General features: G+C 40.4%; 20 protein-coding genes. 12 read left to right on the forward strand and 8 right to left on the reverse strand.

The window, feature by feature from the left end:
- Positions 1–66 precede the first annotated feature (66 nt).
- Positions 67–1449 carry an L-cystine transporter gene (locus tag ACTHOQ_RS11405; RefSeq protein ID WP_440496270.1) on the forward strand — a complete coding sequence of 461 codons (1383 nt, stop codon included), beginning with the start codon at positions 67–69 and terminating at the stop codon, positions 1447–1449.
- A 426-nt stretch (positions 1450–1875) separates the two neighbouring features.
- Here ACTHOQ_RS11405 and ACTHOQ_RS11410 read toward each other — a convergent pair whose 3' ends face one another.
- Entirely contained in the window at positions 1876–3414 is a 1539-nt protein-coding gene (locus ACTHOQ_RS11410) for a fumarate hydratase (protein WP_440496271.1), read from the reverse strand.
- Positions 3415–3679: 265 nt separating this feature from the next.
- Positions 3680–3862, reverse strand: a complete 183-nt coding sequence (locus ACTHOQ_RS11415) for an SE1561 family protein (RefSeq protein ID WP_440496272.1) — start codon at positions 3860–3862, stop codon at positions 3680–3682.
- Positions 3863–4322: 460 nt separating this feature from the next.
- On the opposite strand from ACTHOQ_RS11415, the gene ACTHOQ_RS11420 reads away from it, so the two are divergent.
- A complete protein-coding gene (locus ACTHOQ_RS11420; protein WP_440496273.1) occupies positions 4323–5474 on the forward strand; it encodes an MFS transporter in 1152 nt (383 codons plus the stop codon).
- Between the two features lie 22 nt (positions 5475–5496).
- Here the strand turns inward: ACTHOQ_RS11420 and ACTHOQ_RS11425 are convergent, their stop codons facing one another.
- From ACTHOQ_RS11425 to ACTHOQ_RS11445, 5 genes are all read right to left on the reverse strand, one after another.
- Positions 5497–5733 (reverse strand): carboxypeptidase, encoded by a 237-nt coding sequence (locus ACTHOQ_RS11425; protein WP_440496274.1) that lies wholly within the window; start codon positions 5731–5733, stop codon positions 5497–5499.
- 114 nt (positions 5734–5847) lie between these two features.
- Positions 5848–6243, reverse strand: a complete 396-nt coding sequence (locus ACTHOQ_RS11430) for a VOC family protein (RefSeq protein WP_440496275.1) — start codon at positions 6241–6243, stop codon at positions 5848–5850.
- A 132-nt stretch (positions 6244–6375) separates the two neighbouring features.
- Complete coding sequence (gene rlmD / locus ACTHOQ_RS11435; RefSeq protein ID WP_440496299.1) at positions 6376–7737, reverse strand: 23S rRNA (uracil(1939)-C(5))-methyltransferase RlmD; 1362 nt, start codon at positions 7735–7737, stop codon at positions 6376–6378.
- Positions 7738–7868: 131 nt separating this feature from the next.
- On the reverse strand, positions 7869–8654 hold the full coding sequence (locus ACTHOQ_RS11440) for a polysaccharide deacetylase family protein (RefSeq protein WP_440496276.1): 786 nt from the start codon (positions 8652–8654) through the stop codon (positions 7869–7871).
- A 174-nt stretch (positions 8655–8828) separates the two neighbouring features.
- Entirely contained in the window at positions 8829–9734 is a 906-nt protein-coding gene (locus ACTHOQ_RS11445; protein ID WP_440496277.1) for a TIGR01777 family oxidoreductase, read from the reverse strand.
- Between the two features lie 110 nt (positions 9735–9844).
- Between ACTHOQ_RS11445 and recX the strand changes: the two genes are divergently transcribed.
- From recX to ACTHOQ_RS11460, 3 genes are read left to right on the forward strand one after another with little or no spacing between them, the layout of a single operon-like run.
- Positions 9845–10654, forward strand: a complete 810-nt coding sequence (gene recX, locus ACTHOQ_RS11450; RefSeq protein WP_440496278.1) for a recombination regulator RecX — start codon at positions 9845–9847, stop codon at positions 10652–10654.
- Positions 10647–10976 carry a YfhH family protein gene (locus ACTHOQ_RS11455; protein ID WP_440496279.1) on the forward strand — a complete coding sequence of 110 codons (330 nt, stop codon included), beginning with the start codon at positions 10647–10649 and terminating at the stop codon, positions 10974–10976. Before recX ends, ACTHOQ_RS11455 begins: the two co-directional genes overlap by 8 nt.
- A 1-nt stretch (position 10977) precedes the next feature.
- Entirely contained in the window at positions 10978–11247 is a 270-nt protein-coding gene (locus tag ACTHOQ_RS11460) for a YfhJ family protein (protein ID WP_440496280.1), read from the forward strand.
- Between the two features lie 31 nt (positions 11248–11278).
- Here the strand turns inward: ACTHOQ_RS11460 and ACTHOQ_RS11465 are convergent, their stop codons facing one another.
- Positions 11279–12268 (reverse strand): metal-dependent hydrolase, encoded by a 990-nt coding sequence (locus ACTHOQ_RS11465; protein ID WP_440496281.1) that lies wholly within the window; start codon positions 12266–12268, stop codon positions 11279–11281.
- A gap of 265 nt (positions 12269–12533) precedes the next feature.
- On the opposite strand from ACTHOQ_RS11465, the gene mutY reads away from it, so the two are divergent.
- The 7 genes from mutY (at position 12534) to ACTHOQ_RS11500 (ending at position 20491) form a co-directional block, all read left to right on the forward strand.
- Positions 12534–13631 carry an A/G-specific adenine glycosylase gene (gene mutY, locus ACTHOQ_RS11470; protein WP_440496282.1) on the forward strand — a complete coding sequence of 366 codons (1098 nt, stop codon included), beginning with the start codon at positions 12534–12536 and terminating at the stop codon, positions 13629–13631.
- A 21-nt stretch (positions 13632–13652) separates the two neighbouring features.
- Complete coding sequence (locus ACTHOQ_RS11475) at positions 13653–13940, forward strand: hypothetical protein (RefSeq protein ID WP_440496283.1); 288 nt, start codon at positions 13653–13655, stop codon at positions 13938–13940.
- A 310-nt stretch (positions 13941–14250) separates the two neighbouring features.
- Positions 14251–14799: a nucleoside tri-diphosphate phosphatase gene (ntdP, locus tag ACTHOQ_RS11480; RefSeq protein WP_440496284.1), complete on the forward strand. Its 549-nt coding sequence runs from the start codon at positions 14251–14253 to the stop codon at positions 14797–14799.
- A 153-nt stretch (positions 14800–14952) separates the two neighbouring features.
- A complete protein-coding gene (locus ACTHOQ_RS11485; protein WP_440496300.1) occupies positions 14953–16677 on the forward strand; it encodes an ABC transporter ATP-binding protein in 1725 nt (574 codons plus the stop codon).
- Positions 16678–16840: 163 nt separating this feature from the next.
- A complete protein-coding gene (locus tag ACTHOQ_RS11490; RefSeq protein WP_440496285.1) occupies positions 16841–17860 on the forward strand; it encodes an ABC transporter ATP-binding protein in 1020 nt (339 codons plus the stop codon).
- A complete protein-coding gene (locus tag ACTHOQ_RS11495; protein WP_440496286.1) occupies positions 17835–18812 on the forward strand; it encodes an ABC transporter ATP-binding protein in 978 nt (325 codons plus the stop codon). Before ACTHOQ_RS11490 ends, ACTHOQ_RS11495 begins: the two co-directional genes overlap by 26 nt.
- 32 nt (positions 18813–18844) lie before the next feature.
- A complete protein-coding gene (locus ACTHOQ_RS11500; RefSeq protein ID WP_440496287.1) occupies positions 18845–20491 on the forward strand; it encodes an ABC transporter substrate-binding protein in 1647 nt (548 codons plus the stop codon).
- Positions 20492–20545 lie beyond the last annotated feature (54 nt).

Here is a 20545-nt window from a genome sequence, read left to right on the forward strand (position 1 = left end):
CACTTGACTTATAAGAATTATAGAGTAATATTATGAAGTACAATTTATAAATTGGAGGAGTTTAAGTTGAATTTATTCGTTTTACTTAATATTGCCTTGTTGCTGCTTGTTGCTGCATTTTTATATTTCCTGCATACAAAGCATGTTAAATTTTCTAATCGTGTTTTTATTGCTTTAGGATTAGGGATATTGCTTGGAGTAGGCTTGCAACTTGCATACGGAGTAGAATCCGATACGATTACAGAGTCGATGCCATGGTATAACATCATTGGCAATGGTTATGTAAGATTACTGCAGATGATTGCAATGCCTTTAGTCTTCATATCAATATTAACGGCATTCACAAAAGTGACATTTGGGAAAAACTTAGGGAAGGCTGCAGCTGTTATTTTATCTGTATTAATCGGAACAACGGCGGTAGCGGCTAGTTTAGGAATCGCCTCAACAGTTATATTTGATTTAGATGCATCGCAAATTATTCATGGGGATGCGGAAATTGCACGAGGTGAATCGTTAGTAGAGCGTTCAGCAGAAGTGACAACTTTGCCTGAACAAATTTTATCGATGTTCCCGGCGAATCCATTTGCAGATTTAACAGGATCACGCGCCACTTCAACAATTGGAGTCGTAATTTTCGCAGCATTTTTAGGATTTAGCTATTTAACGCTTCGCCGCAAAGAAGAAGAGACAGCGGAAAATGTGAAAAAGGGTATTGAAGCACTGTACGGTTTAATAATGGGGGTTGTGCGCATTATTTTACGCTTAACTCCATATGGCGTAGCGGCAATTATGGCGCGTACAGTAGCGACAAGCGATTTGGGAGCGATCATGGACTTAGGAAAATTCGTCCTTGCTTCGTACGCCGCATTAATCGCTATGTTCTTATTGCATTTAGTTATCGTCGCTTTAACTGGTTTAAGCCCTTTAACATATTTGAAAAAAACAGCAGAAGTATTGCTATTTGCTTTCACTTCGCGTTCAAGTGCAGGGGCATTGCCTTTAAATATCCAAACACAAACGAAACGTCTCGGTGTGCCAGATGGAATTGCCAACTTTGCGGGTTCATTCGGTTTATCAATCGGACAAAATGGTTGTGCGGGTGTATATCCAGCGATGTTGGCTGTAATGATTGCCCCGACAGTAGGAATCAATCCATTATCACCGGGCTTTATCGCCACATTAATTTTAATCGTGGCAATTAGTTCATTCGGAGTGGCTGGTGTCGGCGGGGGAGCGACATTCGCGGCCATTATAGTATTATCGGCAATGGATTTACCGATCGCATTGGCGGGTATTCTAATTTCTGTTGAGCCTTTGATCGATATGGGCCGTACAGCACTTAATGTAAGCGGATCAATGGTTTCGGGGGTTGTATCAAGCCGTGTAACAAAAGACCTCGATACAAAAATTTATAACGAACCAGCAGACAAAGCACCATTAGTTCAATAAATTGAAAAGTAGCACAGAAAGGTAGTAATCCCTTACATCTGTGCTACTTTTTTGTTGAACTAAATATTCGATTCCGCATTAAAAAGCTTGCCGCAAAAAATATCCATAGCAATAAGCAAATATACAAATAAATGTATTGAAGTGTAACATAAGGGGAAATTGAAATGATATAGATTGTGTATACAATAGCAATAGCGAGACTGCGTTTATATTGGTATTTCGTACTGACATTAATTTGGGTAAATATAAAGATTGCATTGATAAGTATTTTTATATAAAACATGCCTCATCACCTGTATATATATTCCTAATTAATATAACATAGGGGATTATTATGAAGATGGAGATAATCATAATATTGCAATTGCCGAATGTTTATAAAAAGCGACTTGCCCCCGTTATAGGGACAAGTCGCTATTATTAATATTAAAACACGCGTTCAGCATGCATGGCCAGTTTATCTAAAGAAGATTTTTCTACATCAGCATGCAATGAGTTCCCGTGGGAATCCATCGTTACAACTGCAGTGAAGTCTTGGACTGTCAAATGCCACATCGCTTCAGGAATACCGAATTCCATCAAATCTACACCATCGACCGACTTGATGCAGTCTGCGTAGTACTGTGCAGCACCACCGATAGCGTTTAAGTATACGCCGCCGTGTTCTTCTAATGCTTTAAGCGTTTTTGGACCCATGCCGCCTTTACCCATAACAGCACGAATACCGAATTTTTTCATGATGTCGCCTTGGTATGGCTCCTCACGAATTGAAGTAGTAGGACCAGCAGCTTTTACGACCCAGTTGCCCGCCTCGTCTTTTGCCATTACCGGACCACAGTGATAAATAATTTGACCATTCAAGTCTACTGGCGCTTCTACACCTTCACCGATTAAGTGGTGGTGGATTGCGTCACGGCCTGTGTACATACGTCCGGAAATTTTTACTACGTCCCCAACTTTAAGTGAACGAATTTTCTCTTCTGTAATCGGTGCAACAAGTTCAACTACTTTGTTGTCCGAATTGTCTTGTTTTTCTTCGTCGCGGAAAGTGATTTTTTCACCTTCTTGGTAATGCCAGTTCGTGATTTCGCCAGTCGCTGGATCGATATCGATTGCCATACGACGGTAAGCCCAACAGTTGTAAGCTACAGATACGAAGAATGAAGCTGGTAAACGGTCCATTACGCCGATTTTACAACCTAGTAATGTTGCTTCACCGCCGAAGCCCATTGTACCAACACCGAATGTATTTGATTTTTCTACAATATATTGTTCTAATTTTGCTAAGTCTTCGATTGGATTCACATCATCAACATGACGGAATAACTGCTCTTTTGCCAGATCATAACCTGAAGAGCGGTCACCACCGATACCGACGCCGATGAAACCAGCTGAACAGCCTTGTCCTTGTGCTTGCCATACTGAGTGTAAAATACATTTACGGATACCGTCCAAGTCACGACCAGCGCGGCCTAAACCTTCTAATTCTGCAGGTAAAGAATATTGAATATTTTTGTTTTCACAGCCGCCGCCTTTTAAAATAAGCTTCACTGTAATATAGTCATTTTCCCATTGCTCAAACTTTACTACCGGAAGACCAGCACCAATGTTTGTTCCAGAGTTTTTCCCAGTTAATGAATCAACTGAATTTGGACGTAATTTTGCATCCCCAGTAGCTGCAGCGATTGCAGTTTGAATAGCTTTTTTAATTTCGATTTGGTTTACGCCAACCGGAGTATATACTTTAAATGTTGGTAGACCAGTATCTTGACAAATTGGAGATACGTTATCTTCCGCCATTACGATATTTGTAGTAATCGTGTCCAGAGACATTGCTGCACGAGTACCAGCATTTTCTGCTTCTTTTGCAGCTTTAATAGCGCGACGAACGTCTTTTGGTAAGTTTGTAGATGTTTCAGTTACTAAAGAATAAAGGCTTTTTTCTAAAGCTTCTAAGTATGCCATCTTATTTTTCCCCCCAGAAAAATATGTTTATTTTTGTCGATTATTGAATGATCGACATAAGTTAGAACAGCAACTATCACGATTTGTGATAGTCAAGTCTTTCTTAATAATCCATCTTATATTATAACTCTTTTAAATTAGAAAAAAAAGAGCGCTTACATGAAAGGTAATCGAAATGAATGAAAATTGGGCGAATAATAGCAAAAGCAGTCAAAAGAATGAAAAAAAGCAATGCCAGTAAAAGAGACATTGCTAGAGCTATTTATTATTCCTCGCGTTTTTGGAATTGCTCCATTTTATCTTCTAAGTCGTCCATCATTTGAATTAAGCGATCAATATCTTCAAGCTCAGTCGTTTCAGGATCAATAGCATCTAACACCTCAAGGAAGATTTCTAAACGTTCTTTTAAATACGTTACTTGCTGCTCTTTATTTGTGATTGGCTTCATTGTGTATGATTCTCCTTTTGTGTTTACATCCATTATACTACGACCATTTATAAAAGTTAAACGACAACCTATAATATATATGCAACTTAACTATTAAAGTTGTTTTAAAAAACAGGAAATTGTATAGTACTTGTTAATTATTTTAAAATTCTATGTATTTTGAATATTTACATTAATGAAGTGTTATGGTAAAGTAAATGCATACTTAATAAAAGGGAGATGGTCGGAAAAAATATGTATAGGCAAACTCATAAAAAAGGAGGACGTTTAAACATTTTCGACATATTAATTTGTCGATACGACTGTTTATGCAACGCAGAATGGAATTAAGTGATATTTAAAGCCCTAGTTAACTTTTAGAGATAAAGTTGGCTAGGGCTTTTGAATTTTGCAAAAAATCGCTCCCCCTTTTTTTAAAGCTATGATACGATGAATCGTATGAATTAAGGAGAACAATAAAATGAGCTATGATCAACGCAGATTTATCATTTTAGTTATTATCGTATCAATTTCGGGCTTTTCACAAGGAATGCTTCTGCCGCTTATTTCGGTCATTTTTGAAGGGGATGGGGTATCCTCAACACTCAATGGCTTAAATGCGACAGGTCTATACATAGGAACATTATTAATCTCGCCATTTATCGAGCAGCCATTGCGTAAATATGGCTATAAACCGATTATCGTATGCGGCGGCGCACTCGTTTTCATGTCGTTATTTTTATTTCCATTTTGGAAAAGTGTCATGTTTTGGTTTATCCTCCGATTGTTAATCGGCATTGGGGATCATGCACTGCATTTTTCAACACAAACATGGATTACATCAACAACCGCTTCACATAAATTAGGGAAAAGCATGTCGATTTACGGCATATCTTTTGGTGTAGGCTTTGCTGTTGGCCCATTATTTGTCCCGCTAATTAAAATTTCGGAAAGCTTTCCGTTTATCGTGTCTTCGGCTTTATGTTTAGCAGCTTGGTCTTTAGTGTTTATCTTGAAAAATGAGAAACCGGAAGCTTTAGTCGGGGACGCAAACCAAACTGGCTTTACACGCTATAAGCTAGCAATAAAGTATGGCTGGATTGCCTTTTTGCCGCCGTTTGTATATGGGTTTTTGGAATCGTCGCTAAATGCATTGTTCCCTGTATATGCGTTGCGGAAAGAGTTCGATTTAGCTTTTGTATCGATTATTTTAGCTTGCTTTTCAATTGGCGCGATTTTGATGCAATTTCCGCTTGGCGCATTAGGGGATAAAATTGGGCGTCGGAAAGTGATTATTTCAGGGCTGCTCGTCGGAAGCGCATTTTTCTTAACAGGCAGCTTTTTTGAGCATTCCGAGCTATTCGTAGCGGCCGTCTTTTTATGTGCGGGAATGTGTGTAGGCTCGATGTTCTCGCTTGGCATCACATATATGACCGATTTGACACCGAAAGAGCTGTTGCCGACCGGAAATCTGCTATGCGGCATTTTCTTTAGCTTGGGGAGTTTGACAGGACCATTTTTAGGCGGGGTATATTTGGAGATTTTCCCGGACAACGGTTTTCTATTTGTCATTTCGATGATGCTATTAACTGTCGCCGTATTAATCCTAATATTCGGTAAATCGAAAAAATAGCCGTATAAAAAAGCAGGCGTTCTTAATTGGAACGTCTGCTTTTTACTGAAAAGAATACAATTGCTGTTAAAATCATTGCTAAAATTATGTAGATGAATACATTTAAATAGTTTACACCGCCAAATGTAACAGCTGCTTGAAGTGAACTTGCCGAAGTTGCGGAGTTTTCATCATTGCTCGGGAAAATAACTTTGCCAAGCGACGAAATCGCCAAATAGGAAACGACAAATGTAATAGCTACAAAAAGAGAATTTTTCATGTTTATACCTCCCCGCATTTCTATTTTACACGAAAAAATAGAGAAATGGGGAGGTTGCTAAATGGATTTTTTCCAAATGGATGACGAAGCCTATAAAAAATCGTCGCTTTTGTTTTACTTCGCTTCCTGGTCTGGTTGATGAATTCCGAAAATATTATTTTCAGTATCCAGATAATAGCCTTGCCACGCCATACCAGGCAACGCATATTTCGGTACAGCAACTTTGCCGCCGTTCGCTAAAATTTTCGCCTCGGTTTCATTGTAATTTTCAACGCCAAGTGTGCAAACTGCAGAATTGACACTCTGTCCCTCTGCTGGTGCATCGCCATTCCGTTGCATTAATGCGCCATTGATTCCTGGATATTGATCATCTCCTGTAATGGCGCCAAAATACGGCATGCCAGCATACTCACTATAGTCCTCGAAATTCCAATCAAAAACGGTGTGGTAAAAATCTTTTGCGCGTTCCATATTATCAACATGAATTTCAAAATGAATAATTCTCCCCATCTGTATACCCCCGAAAATGTATTTGATTTAATATTGCGATATTTTTGACATATTGGCAAGTTTAACAAAATGATAGCAACAAAAACACCTTCACAAAATGAAATGATTCAATCTGTGAAGGTGTAGTAATTATTATTTTTTTAATGTCAGTTTCACGACACATTCGACCTGTGCTGTTTGCGGGAACATGTCGACCGGTTGAATATATTCAACATTGTAGGCCTTAGATAATTCCTTTAAATCACGTGCCAGTGTGGAAGGATTGCAAGATGTGTAGACAAAGCGCTTTGGTTTTATTTTCAATACTGTTCTGATGAAGCCTGGCTCCAATCCTGTACGGGGAGGATCCACACAAATGACATCTGGGCGGTAATCTTCCTTTGACCAGCGGAATAGCCATTTATCCGCAGAGCCCGGGAAGAAACGTACATGCTGCAGATTTTCATTTGTGCGCGCATTGTATTTCGCATCAGCAATTGCTTCATCGACATTATCCATACCGCGCACTTCACGGGCACCTTCTGCAAGCCACATACCGATTGTTCCGACTCCACAATATGCATCGACAACATTTTCCTTCCCTGTCAGTGCTGCAGCTTTTTTGATTTCATTGTATAAATGCACTGTTTGTTCAGGGTTAAGCTGGAAAAATGCGCGAGTTGATAAATCAAATGCGAATTCGCCCAATTTTTCATGGATCGCTTCTTTTCCATCTAAAATATAAGTGTCTGGACCAAATATTAACGATGTTTTCTCGCGGTTGACGTTTTGTGTAATAGAAACGATTGAAGGGTCAATCTTTTTAATGCGCTCGATCAGTTCTTTTTTATGTGGCAGCTCATGGCGAGTCGTAACAAGACATACTTGTGTTTCGCCAGAGCGCACCCCCGTACGCACGACAATAGTACGGACTAGGTCGTTTAATGTTTTTCCATCATAAATTGTTATGTTTAGCTTTTGCAGAATTTTGCGTGTTGCCACAGTAATTTTTGATGTTACAGGATGCTGTACAAGACAGTCATTAATATTTAAAAGCTCGTTTGTCCCTTCTGCAAAAAGACCTGCGTAAACACGCTTGCCTTCTTTGCGTACTTGGAATTGGGATTTATTACGGTAATTCCAAGGATTGTCCATGCCGATAGTTGGGCGGATTTCAGTAGTTTCAGCAATTTCCTTCGCATATTTCTCAAATGCTTGTACGACGATATCGCGCTTATTCATTAACTGCGCGTCATAAGTCATATGCTGTAATTGACAACCACCGCATTCAGAATATACAGGGCAAGGAGCCTCTTGGCGAAATTCACTTGCTTTACGAATTGCCATAATTTCAGCTTCCGCAAATTTCGGTGATACTTTTGTTAATTTTACTGTTACTTCTTCTCCAGGAATCGCACCTTTGACAAATACGACATTCCGTTTATAAAATCCAACACCTTCACCGTTAATACCGAGGCGTTTAATCGTCAATGGGAATTTTTGTCCGACTTCCATTTTTATTTCACTCAAGTTTACACGTCCTTTAAATAGAGTGACTCGCACCAACATCAAGTGCGAGTCACTTTCTTTTCTTCATCATTTCAGTATAACGGAAAATGCGATGAAAAGAAAGGAACGCAACTTCACTAATAAGGGGATATTTTTTCATTTTCCAGCACTAAATCGTCCAATGAACCAAATGTGTAACCTTGCGCCTTTGCATCTTTTATAAATTTTGGTAGTGCTTCCGCATTATCTTGTGCAACCGTATGCATTAAAATAATCGCCCCTGGATGAAGCTGACCCATTAGTGCATCATAAGCATATTGAGCGCCGCGCCTTTCATCTTTGAGCCAATCTTTGAAGGCGATCGACCAGAACATATGGCGATATCCCGCCTCATTGCCGACCTTTAATACTTGTTCATTAAAAATGCCTTCAGGCGGGCGTGCATAATATGTCCGTTTCACACCTGTCAATTCGTTTAGTTTATTATCGAACTGCTGCCATTCCTTTACCATTTCATTTGCAGATAGACGCGCCATATTCGGGTGACCGTAAGAGTGATTCCCGATAATATGGCCATCTTTAATCATCGTTTTCACTAAATCGGTCGCGCTCGTCAAATAATGTCCAGTCAAGAAAAAGGTAGCTGGGGCGTTTTCTTTCCGTAACGTATTTAAAATGCTTTCGGTATAGCCGTTTTCGTAGCCGTTATCAAATGTTAAATAGACAATTTTTTTCTCCTCATTGCCTTTATAAAGCGCGCCATATTTACTTAACATAGACTCAAGCGGTTCCCCAATTTCCACAGTCTCGCCATTGCGGCTTGGTTTGAAGCCCCAATGGAATTCTTCGGCTTTTGCAACAGATATAAAGGAAATAAATGTGGCGACTAACACGAAGCTAATCCCTAAAATATGTTTTTTCAATGAAAAAGCAACCTCCTTTTACAAAGTAGGTTGCGTGAAATGCGGTGATTTATTCATCCATCTTCCTTCAGTGGAAGTCCGTGTTCCATGCTGAATCATAGAAATTCACTGTAAGAGAACAACATCCGTACGGCAATGATTGAGCGGATGAAAAAATGCAGGAGCAATTAAACCTTAATGTAATGAATATAAATCACGAATTGCTTCTTCAACAGATACGAACCGATATTCAAATTCCGCGTTCAGCAATTTTTCAGGCAATACATGTTGGCCTTCAAGTACGAGAACGCTTTTTTCGCCGAGAGCCAGCTTTAAAGCAATGCTAGGCACAGAAAGCCAATGCGGGCGATTCAACGCTTTACTAATCGCTTTTCCGAATTCTTTCATTCGTTTAACGTTAGGTGTTGTAAAATTAATCGGTCCTGACAAATTTTCATTTTCGATTACAAAAAGCAGTGCGCGTGCAACATCCTCTACGTGAATCCAGCTAAGCCATTGCCTGCCAGATCCGATTGTTCCACCAACACCGAGCTTGTATGGGAGCACCATCATTGGGAGCGCACCTTCATCTTTTGCTAAAATAACGCCAAATCTTGATAGGCAAGTGCGAATGCCGAGTTTTTCTGCCTTTTGCGCTTTTTCTTCCCAATGCGTTACAACCGTTCCTAAAAAATCCGTCGCTTTTTCATCTGACTGTTCTGTGTAAATCGCTGTTTGCGAAATCGGGTAAATCCCTACAGCACTCGCATTGACGAGAACTTTCGGTTTATGCTGCAATTTTTGCAGAATACGTATTACTTCATCGGTTGATTCCATGCGACTATCATATATCTTTTGTTTTTGCTCTTTCGTCCAGCGCCTATCATTCAGTGACACACCTGCTAAATTGACGAATGCATCTATATTTTCAACATACAATTCGGGTGTTGTTCCATCCTTTAGCCATTGTATATAATGAATGCCGTCCTTCATATACTGTTCACCGCGTGTTAAAATTATTACTTCATGTCCAAGTTCAAGCAGCAGCTTGCTCAATTTTCGACCAACCATGCCTGTTCCGCCAGCGATTGCAATTTTCATAACTAACACCTTCCTCCGCTAAAATCTATTAAATTCAGTATACCGTTTCATGAAAGAGAAAGTAAAAACATGTATACTAGAATATACATTGTTAATGTGAGGTGTACACTATGCAAATAATTACAAAAATCGGCCGGCAAAAAAATAATCAGCAGCGCTACAATATATATTTGAATGAGCAATATGCATTTGCGGTCGATGAAGGTACACTTATTAATTTCGGTCTGCAAAAAGGCAAAGTACTTGAGCAGATGGAAATAGATGAAATACAATATGAAGATGAAATTGCAAAGGTGTTTAATAAGGCATTGAATTTTTTAAGCTTTCAGATGCGAAGCGAGCATGAAGTGAAAACAAAGCTCCTGCAAGCGGGGCATGGGGAAGCTGTTGTGCAAGAGGCGATTCATAAACTGACACGTTTAGGCTTTCTGAATGATGAAAGCTATTCAAAGGCATTGCTCGAAACAAGAAAGCGCACAGCAAAAAAAGGGCCGGCAGCGATTCGCCAAGATTTAATGAAAAAAGGCATCGATAAAAATCTGCAGCAGCAAGTGCTGGCGACATTCAATCATGATGAGCAGCTAAAGCTTGCAATGGAGCTGGCGGAAAAGGCGGTCCGATCAAACGGGAACAAAACACCGACACAAGTGAAGCAAAAAATTCAGGATATACTGCTTCGTAAAGGCTATTCCTATTCCATCGTGTCTGAAATACTCGAGCAAATTACGCTTGAACGCCATGAGGATGAATGGGCTGTGTTAATTGAAAGCCAAGGCGATAAAATTTGGCGCAAGTATGCATCGAAGCTAACCGGTTTTGAGCTTCATCAAAAAGTAAAACAAGCACTTTATCAGAAGGGCTTTCCGATAGAGAAAATTAATGAATATATTGAACAAAAGGAGCAAAAGCAAAATGAATGAGTTTACTTATAGTGCGATGTCCGAACAGGAATTACGCCAAGAGATTGCGAATTTGCGTGAACGCGCAAGAAAAGCGGAGCAGTTAGGCATTGTAAATGAATATGCCGTTTTTGAGCGCAAAGCATTGATGGCGGAAGCGTATTTAGTCGATCTATCGACAATTAACCCAGGAGAAATGTATCGTATAAACGGATCACCCGGCGAATTTTTCCAGGTTGATTACTTAAAGGGACGTTTTGCGTGGGGGCACAGATTAGGCTCAGACCGCTTTGAGGAAGCGTTGCCTGTATCGATTTTACGCCCGATGAAAGAAGGCAAATAATATGGAAGCATTATATGAAAAATTGATGGAGCAATTATTGGCGAAAAACCCCAATTTATCGACAGGCCGTGCTCGGACATGGGTAGAGTTATTATGCAGCGATTTTGAGTCGACATCGGCAAAAGCGGGAGCAGATTACCGGGGGCCGGAATATACGGGTAATTTAGTAAGTCAATTAATTGAAAGCTATGGTGATAAGCTGCACTTATTTGCAGCGAAAAACCCGAAGTATGCTCATTTATTAAATGATGGTGAGGATACGGCAAACTAAAACCACCAGTTTAAGCTGGTGGTTTTCCCGTCTATTCATTTCCGGCGCCAATTTGCAGCCGTTTTTGCAATTTTTCCTCCGTGAAAATCCATCCGGTATAGGAATTGACGACATTAAGCCCGTCATCTAAATGAGCCACTGCAACGAATGGATAACGGTCATTGCTGCGATAGCGCAAATCGATCAGACGAAGCTCCGTCAACCCATTATCAAGCTCGGAAATTTCCCAACGATAAAGGGGGGAAAAAGATAAAAACGCATCAAGATTAGGATCTTGTATCGCCTTGTCAACGAGCTCTGTTTTTGGAATAGGCTCGATTTTGAACTTATCGTAAATATTGACTGTTCTTCGATAAGCGCGGCCTACGTAAAAATGCGTTTTTGACTTTGCGGCGACTTTCCAATGGAAGAAGCGCATAGTAGGTGCGACAATAACAAACTCTTCATCTTGCAATTCACGATGAACGGCGGACTTGATCGCTTTCTGAAGGGCAAAACGCAAAATATAATAAACGAAAATAATCATATACATGATGCTAAATGTCATGACGGGGTCTGCACCAAATAACCAAAGTAAAATGCCGACACAATGAATGCCGAAAATAAATGGGTCAAACGTATTTATGACGCCAAGGGCTACCCACTTTTTCGAAAAAGGCCGCAAAGCCTGTGTTCCGTAAGCATTGAAAATATCGACAAAAACATGTAAAAACACGGCAATTTGGGTCCATAGCCAAACGGTAAATATATGGGCATCAGGTAAAATAATCGCAAGTCCGCCTGTTATTAATAGAGGCCATAATAAAACAGCAGGTATCGAATGTGTAATCCCGCGGTGATGGCGTATATAAATTGCATTGTTGCGGAGTTTCAAAACCGTATCAATATCTGGTGCTTGCTGCCCAATGATTGTTCCAGCCATGACAGCGGTAAATGTCATTGGATGAGTTGCGACAGCGGGATCAACAAGCGCTAGGCCCCCAATGGCAATTCCCATAACGAAATGTGTGCCTGAATCCAAAATTATCATCCCCTCGATTATGAAACCGTTCGAGAACGGAAATATTCAACTTCTATCTAAGGCGTGCCCATAAACATTCACTGGTAGAAGTTAAAGCCTCTAGTAGCTATCACAAATTCGGGCCAGAGCTCTTTTGTCGATGAAATTTCAAATTGACCAAAATCGAATTGTGATGCAATTATACGGAGGCATCGTTTATTAATAGTATTTATTTTTATAATATACCCTTTTTTAAGGAAATAAAATCGAATTTTTGGAGGACATTGTGAACTATCAATATACAAAACAGTTTCGCCAAGCTTTAGTGCAATGGTTTTTGGAAGAGCATAGAGATTTGCCTTGGCGTCATACGAAAGAACCGTATAAAATTTGGGTATCCGAGGTGATGCTTCAACAAACAAGAGTAGATACAGTCATACCGTACTACAATCGGTTTATGGAGAAATATCCGACATCGGAAAGTTTGGCGTATGCGCCTGAAGAAGAGCTGCTTAAGATGTGGGAAGGTCTTGGCTATTATTCCCGTGCGCGAAATTTACAGGCAGGTGTTAAAGAGGTTGTCGAAGTGTACGGTGGCAAAGTACCGGATAACCGCATCGACATTTCGAAGCTGAAAGGTGTTGGCCCATATACAGCGGGGGCGATTTTAAGTATCGCATATGGAAAACCGGAGCATGCTGTAGATGGGAATGTTATGCGTGTGCTAAGCCGCGTACTGAATATTGATGCAGATATTGCTTTGCCGAAAACAAAGAAAATTTTTGAAGATGCGGTGACAAAGCTTATTGACCACCAAAACGCATCTGCATTCAACCAAGGCTTAATGGAGCTAGGAGCCCTAATTTGTACACCAACTTCGCCAAAATGCCTGCTATGTCCTGTTCGGGAATATTGCACCGCTTTCCATGAGGGTGACCCAGCTAGTTTACCCGTAAAATCCAAAAAAATAAAAGTGAAAAATATGGAATATGATGTTTATGCAGTCCGCGATCAAGAGGGCCGCTTTTTAATGGAAAAACGACCGGAAGAAGGGCTGCTCGCAAATATGTGGCAGTTCGTAATGATAGAGCGTTCATTGAATGAAGATAGTATATTCAAGCTTGGGAAGCAATATCATGTTAAAATTAACAAGCAATCCGCTGAGCCGATTTTAAGCTTTAAACATGTGTTTTCACATTTGAAATGGCATATCGACAGCTATTTAGTAGATGTAGTGGAAGAAGGACATATGCTTCAGCAAAACACAGCCTTTTTTACGAGGGAACAAATTGACGGCTTGCCGATGCCGGTACCGATGTTAAAAATTTGGCGAAAGTTAGAAGAAAATTTCGTGCATAATTCACCTGCTCACCGACCACAATAATGGTCATGGAGGTGACAAAAGATGAATCGCAACGAACAAAACCGCAATAAGCAACAAAACCAATTCCAAAAAAACAAGCAACAAAACAATCGTGAGGAATTTGGTCAGGAGCAAAACTTTAACGAGTTTAAGCAACAAAACCAAAACCAAAATCAAAAACAAAACCAAAGAAATAATCAACAAAACAATCGTGAAGAGTTTGGACAAGAACAAAACTTCAACGAGGTGCAACAACAAAACCAAAAACAAAAACGCGAACAAGAGCAGCGCAACGCGCAGTTCGCAAAACGAAATAACAATAACTTCTAACGGAGTGCAGGAGGATGTTCTGAAAGTGTAAACTTTCAGAGCATCTTTTTTGTTATCGGCTTCTTTTACCGACGTAGTTTTTCAAGCCGCTGCTAAAAAAAGTTAAAGCCTCTTGGCGACATTGCAAATTTGACCGCAATTACAGTGAGGGGGGATTTGCCTGAGGATTTTCATACATATTAAAAATTCGGGCCATTTTCACACAAAATTGAAAATAATCGCATTCGAACTACAAGTTTTGGCAAAGCATTGTTATAATACAATAAAGACTGCTAGAATTTTTAGCTAAGACGAAAAGGTGGGCTTTAAAATGGCATTACCGATTGAAGGAGAAACAATCCAAATACATAGTTATAAGCACAATGGTAATATCCACCGTGTCTGGCAAGAAACGATGGTGTTGAAGGCGACGAAAAATATTATTATCGGTGCGAATGAAAAGACGCTTGTTACGGAATCCGATGGGCGTACATGGCTGACGCGTGAGCCATCAATTTGCTACTTCCACGCGGAGCACTGGTTCAATATTATCTGTATGCTGCGCGAAGATGGCGTGTATTACTACTGCAACATCAGTTCGCCATTTGTGTTTGATAACAACTGCCTGAAGTATATTGATTATGACTTAGATGTAAAAGTGTTCCCTGATATGAGTCATGCATTATTGGACGAGGATGAATATGAGCAGCACAAATCGGAAATGAATTACCCGGAAGTCATCGATAAAATTTTAAAGCGCAATGTAAAAACATTGGTGAGCTGGATTGAACAGCGCCGCGGTCCATTTGCCCAGGATTTTATACAGTCATGGACAAGTCGCTATGAGTTATTAAGTGAAATTCAAGCAAATAAAGAATGAATGAAGCACAAGTAACTAATAATAGGTTGCTTGTGTTTTTCTTTCGGGTAAAGTTCCTATATAAATGTAAAATGGGGAATTATGATATGATAGTTGCTGTTGCAAAATTTCTGAAGGGAAGTGTTTTTTGCATTGGATAGTATTAAACGCTATATGCGGTTCGTAAAGCCGTATAAAATGCTGCTTTTTTTAACAATCGTCATCGGAATACTTAAATTTGCGATACCGCTTTTTTTACCGTGGCTGTTGCAAATTATTATAGATGATATATTACTGAATGAAGGTTTGTCTACGGATGAAAAGATGAAGCAATTATTCACTTGGATCGGTATTTCGCTCGTGCTGTTTTTCATCATCCGGCCACCTATCGAATATTACCGCCAATACTTTGCGCAAAATTTAAGCAACAATATTTTATTCGATATCCGGAAAGAATTGTACGCGCATTTACAGAAACTAAGTTTAAAGTATTATGCAAATACCCGCGCTGGAGAGGTTATTTCGCGTGTCATTAACGATGTCGAGCAAACGAAAAACTTTGTAATGACGGGATTAATGAACTTATGGCTGGATTTGGCGACAATTTTAATCGTCATTGCGGTCATGTTCGCAATGGATGTAAAACTGACGCTCGTCTCGCTGATTGCGCTTCCGTTTTATGCATTTAGCGTGAAGTATTTCTTTGGGAAACTGCGAAGCTTGACGAAGGAGCGGTCACAGGCATTAGCCGGTGTCCAAAGCTATTTGCATGAGCGTGTGGCAGGGATGAGCATTATTAAAAGCTTCACATTGGAAAAGCATGAGCAAAAAATATTTGACGAAACGAATGGCGAGTTTTTAAATAAAGCGCTTGCGCATTCACGCTGGAACGCCAAATCTTTTGCCGTAGTCAATACGATAACGGATATGGCGCCATTAATCGTCATCGGCTATGCGGGTTACCAATATTTGCAAGACGCGCTTTCCATCGGTGTAATGGTCGCGTTTTATGCCTATATTGAGCGCTTATATGGACCATTGCGTCGATTAGTAAGCTCGTCGACAACATTGACACAATCAATCGCCTCAATGGATCGCATGTTTGAGCTGATGGATGAAAAATATGATGTGCAAAATAAGAAAAATGCGGAAATGCTGCCGCCAGCAAAAGGAAAGCTCCAATTTGAAAACGTTACATTCCAATATGAGCAAGAAGGAAAAACGATTTTAAATCAGATCAATTTCACAATTGAGCCTGGACAAACTGTTGCCTTTGTTGGTATGAGTGGCGGAGGGAAATCTACAATCGTCAGTTTAATTCCGCGATTTTATGACGTTACAGAGGGTGCGGTAAAAATTGATGACCGAAATGTTAAGGATATCATGATTGAATCTTTGCGTTCTCAAATAGGGATAGTATTGCAAGATAATATTCTATTTAGTGATTCTGTAAAGCAAAATATTTTGATGGGAAATCCGAACGCAACAGATGAAGAAATAATTGCCGCTGCCAAAGCTGCCAATGCCCACGACTTCATTATGAACTTGCCGGACGGCTACAATACAAAAGTAGGAGAGCGTGGCGTCAAGCTTTCCGGGGGACAAAAACAGCGTGTTGCAATCGCGCGCGTATTTTTGAAAAACCCGCCGATTTTAGTTTTGGATGAAGCCACTTCTGCGCTTGATCTTGAAAGTGAAGCACTCATTCAAGATTCACTTGACCGATTGGCGCATGACCGTACGACGATCATTATTGCACATCGACTGTCTACAATTACACATGCACATAAAATTTTCGTTATTGAACATGGGGAAGTTGTGGAATCAGGCACACATCAAATACTAATGGAGCAAGAGGGAGCATATTATAATTTATTCCAAGTACAAAAATTAGATTAGATGTTAGTGGCTATGCTGAAAAAAAGTAACTCAGCATAGCCTTTTTTTGTACGCTTTTCTTTAATTAAAAAATACATTTTTTTACGATAATGTTGTAAATTGCTAGATGTTATAATATTATATTTTCAAATACTTTTAATCTTCAGAAAATTGAGGTGGTTGAATGAGTCGAAAAGCTGTACTTGAAGTGAGAGAGTTAGAAACTACATTTTTTTCAGACAGTGGGAAAGTTGCAGCTGTCGATCGGATTAGCTTTTCAATTCAAGAAGGAGAAGTTCTCGCCATCGTAGGGGAGTCTGGGTGTGGTAAAAGTGTAACATCACTATCGATAATGGGCTTAGTACCGAGTCCCCCGGGAAAAATAACAAATGGAGAGATATTGCTGAAAGGGCAAGACATATCAAAGCTCTCAGATAAGCAAATGCGCAAAATCCGCGGAAATGAAATTGCAATGATTTTCCAAGAGCCAATGACATCTCTTAATCCATTATTTACGATAGGGAATCAATTAATCGAAGCGATACGAATCCATCATCCGAAATGGTCAAAGAAGGAATCGGCCGCACGTGCAGTTGAAATGATGAAGCTGGTAGGTTTACCGAGAGCTGAACAATTGCTGAAAGATTATCCACATCAGCTTTCGGGTGGGATGCGGCAACGCGTAATGATTGCGATGGCATTGGTATGCAATCCTAAAGTGCTCATTGCAGACGAACCAACAACTGCACTTGACGTAACAATTCAAGCGCAAATTTTAAAGCTGATGCGCGATTTGAATGAACGATTGAATACAGCCGTTCTGCTCATCACACATGATTTAGGTGTCGTTGCTGAAACGTGCGAGCGTGTCATTGTCATGTATGCTGGACAAATCGTCGAAGAAGCACCTGTCGACGAAATTTTCAAAAACCCTCAGCATCCTTATACGAAAGGACTCATTCAGTCTGTACCCGATATGCGCTATAAAAAGGATACGCTCTATTCCATTCCAGGAAATGTACCAAAACCCGGCTCAATTTTAGAAGGGTGTCGTTTTGCGGCACGTTGTGAATATGCATTTGAACGTTGTTTAACGAGCAATCCTCCGCTTTACGAAACGTCAGGGGCGCATCGGGCAAGATGTTTCTTGCTGGATATAGAGGAAGGGGGGATTTCGCATGTCGAAAGTGCTGCTGAAAGTTGAGAATCTAAAAAAATACTTTCCGATTCGCCATGGGATGTTTGCCCGCCATATCGGGGATGTAAAGGCGGTGGATAATGTATCTTTTGAGCTGTTTGAAGGGGAAACACTTGGCATTGTCGGTGAATCAGGTTGTGGTAAATCGACAACAGGAAGGGCAATTATGCGCTTGCATGAACCGACAGATGGCAAAGTGACATTTGATGGTGTGGAGCTAATGCAATTGAATAGTGAGCAAATGCGGAAAGTCCGAAGAGAAATTCAAATGGTGTTTCAAGATCCGTACGCATCGCTGAACCCGAGACATACAGTGGAAAAAATATTGGAAGAACCGTTAATCGTACACGGGATAGGCAATGCGAAGGAACGAAAAAAGAAAGTCCGCGAATATTTGGAAATAGTCGGATTAAGCTCATATCATGCAAAGCGTTATCCCCATCAATTCAGCGGCGGGCAAAGGCAGCGTATCGGTATTGCAAGAGCCTTGATGACAAACCCTAAGTTAATAATCGCAGATGAACCCGTATCTGCACTTGATGTGTCAATACAAGCGCAAGTTTTAAACTTAATGCAAAAATTGCAGGAAGATTTAAAGCTCACGTATATATTCATTGCGCATGATTTAGGAGTTGTACGGCATATAAGCGACCGTGTAGGTGTGATGTACTTAGGGAGGCTTGTCGAACTTGCAGAGAGCGAATCATTATACTTGGAGCCATTGCATCCATATTCACAGGCGCTTTTATCGGCAGTGCCAATCCCGGATCCGCAGTTTGAAAGAGAGCAGCTATTGCTGAAGGGAGATATTCCGAGCCCTTCAAATCCTCCGGCAGGATGCACGTTCCACACCCGTTGCCCATATGCAATGGAGAAATGCAAGCAAATCGTGCCAATACTGCAGCAAGTGAAAACAGGTCATTCTGTAGCGTGTCATTTATATGATGCGCCGCAATGATAATAGATTAAATAATCTAGGGGGTTTTTGTATTGAAGAAAGGTAAAGTGTATTTATTAAGTCTCATTATGCTTTTGACGATGTCGCTGTTTTTGGCTGCATGCGGGGCTGACGATGAAGATGCGTCGACAGCAGATCCAGATACAGATTCAAGTTCGACAAATACAGATAGCGACACAACAGACAATTCAAGTTCTTCAACACCTCAAGTATTAGTATTTGGCCGCGGGGCGGATTCGGTTTCACTTGATCCAGGCATTGTAACTGACGGCGAATCATTTAAAGTCACACAAAACCTTTTCGAGACATTATTGAATTTCGGAGAGCAAGATACAACGATTCATCCGGGCTTGGCGAAGGAATGGAAAGTTAGCGATGATGGCTTAACTTACACATTCCAGCTTCAGGAAGGCGTTAAATTCCATGATGGCACAGATTTCAATGCAGAAGCTGTCATTAAAAACATCAATCGCTGGAAAGGCGGTAAAGAGGAAGACTTCTACTATTTCAACTCGATGTTTAAAGCGGAAGGCGAAGATATCATTAAAGATGTAACAGCTGAAGGGGACCATACTGTTATATTCACACTTACTCGCCCGCAAGCACCATTCCTTAAAAACTTGGCGATGAGCCCGTTCGGTATTGGTTCACCGACTGCATTTGAAGCAGCAGGCGATAAATTCGGCGACCAACCAGTTGGAACAGGTCCATTCAAATTTACAGATTGGAAGCGCAATGACTCAATTACAATAGAGAAATTTGCGGATTACTGGCAAGAAGGTTTACCGAAATTAGATAAAGTTATCTTCCGTTCAATTCCGGATAACTCTGCTCGTCTAAATGAATTAATGGCAGGCAATATCGATTTAGCTGATGGCGTTAACCCTTCAGACGGTAAAACAGTGGAAGGTGATTCTACTTTACAACTGATTGAACGTCCATCAATGAATATTGGCTATTTAGGTTTAACGAATACACGCGCACCGTTTGATAACAAACTGGTACGTCAAGCGGTGAACTATGCAATCGATAAACAGGCGATTGTTGATGCGTTCTTTGAAGGACGTGCAGAAGTGGCGGCAAACCCGATGCCATCATCAATTAGCGGTTACAATGATGCAATTTCTCCATACCCTTATGATCCGGAAAAAGCGAAATCTTTATTAGCTGAAGCTGGTTATGACGGAAAAGAAATTGAGTTATGGGCAATGCCAGTACCTCGTCCATATATGCCGGACGGAGCAAAAGTGGCGGAAGTTATTCAGAAAAACTTAGAAGATGTTGGTATCCCATCGAAAATCGTAACATTTGAGTGGGCAACATATTTAGAGAAAGCGAAAAACGGTGAAGCGGATGCGTTTATGCTTGGCTGGACCGGAGACAACGGAGATGCGGATAACTTCATTTACACATTGTTGGATAAAGACAATATCGGTTCAAACAACTATGCGTTCTACTCCAATGAGGAAGTGCATGGGTTATTAATCAAGGCACAATCAGAAACGGATGAAAACGTGCGTAATGATCTATACAAAAAAGCGCAGGAAATCATTCATGAAGATGCGCCGTGGGTACCACTTGCCCACTCGACACCATTGTTAGCAGCAAAAGCAGGGGTGAAAGACTTCAAGCCGCATCCAACAGGTTCTGATAAATTGGATAAAGTGTCAATTGAATAGAAAAGATTTTTAACAAAAGGGGAGGGAATATTCCTCTCCTTTTTTCAACGAGCA

Source organism: Solibacillus silvestris, assembly GCF_051967575.1.
In the GTDB taxonomy this organism is placed as follows: Bacteria; Bacillota; Bacilli; order Bacillales_A; family Planococcaceae; genus Solibacillus; species Solibacillus silvestris_B.

Excerpts from the sequence above, each read along its gene's own strand:
- ACTHOQ_RS11490 (WP_440496285.1), top strand. The coding sequence starts at position 16,841 with ATGAGTCGAAAAGCTGTACTTGAAGTGAGAGAGTTAGAAACTACATTT.
- ntdP (WP_440496284.1), top strand. The coding sequence starts at position 14,251 with ATGGCATTACCGATTGAAGGAGAAACAATCCAAATACATAGTTATAAG.
- ACTHOQ_RS11485 (WP_440496300.1), top strand. The coding sequence starts at position 14,953 with ATGCGGTTCGTAAAGCCGTATAAAATGCTGCTTTTTTTAACAATCGTC.
- ACTHOQ_RS11410 (WP_440496271.1), bottom strand. The coding sequence starts at position 3,414 with ATGGCATACTTAGAAGCTTTAGAAAAAAGCCTTTATTCTTTAGTAACT.
- ACTHOQ_RS11475 (WP_440496283.1), top strand. The coding sequence starts at position 13,653 with ATGAATCGCAACGAACAAAACCGCAATAAGCAACAAAACCAATTCCAA.
- ACTHOQ_RS11495 (WP_440496286.1), top strand. The coding sequence starts at position 17,835 with ATGTCGAAAGTGCTGCTGAAAGTTGAGAATCTAAAAAAATACTTTCCG.
- rlmD (WP_440496299.1), bottom strand. The coding sequence starts at position 7,737 with ATGGAAGTCGGACAAAAATTCCCATTGACGATTAAACGCCTCGGTATT.
- ACTHOQ_RS11460 (WP_440496280.1), top strand. The coding sequence starts at position 10,978 with ATGGAAGCATTATATGAAAAATTGATGGAGCAATTATTGGCGAAAAAC.
- ACTHOQ_RS11420 (WP_440496273.1), top strand. The coding sequence starts at position 4,323 with ATGAGCTATGATCAACGCAGATTTATCATTTTAGTTATTATCGTATCA.
- recX (WP_440496278.1), top strand. The coding sequence starts at position 9,845 with ATGCAAATAATTACAAAAATCGGCCGGCAAAAAAATAATCAGCAGCGC.
- ACTHOQ_RS11455 (WP_440496279.1), top strand. The coding sequence starts at position 10,647 with ATGAATGAGTTTACTTATAGTGCGATGTCCGAACAGGAATTACGCCAA.
- ACTHOQ_RS11425 (WP_440496274.1), bottom strand. The coding sequence starts at position 5,733 with ATGAAAAATTCTCTTTTTGTAGCTATTACATTTGTCGTTTCCTATTTG.
- ACTHOQ_RS11415 (WP_440496272.1), bottom strand. The coding sequence starts at position 3,862 with ATGAAGCCAATCACAAATAAAGAGCAGCAAGTAACGTATTTAAAAGAA.
- ACTHOQ_RS11445 (WP_440496277.1), bottom strand. The coding sequence starts at position 9,734 with ATGAAAATTGCAATCGCTGGCGGAACAGGCATGGTTGGTCGAAAATTG.
- ACTHOQ_RS11430 (WP_440496275.1), bottom strand. The coding sequence starts at position 6,243 with ATGGGGAGAATTATTCATTTTGAAATTCATGTTGATAATATGGAACGC.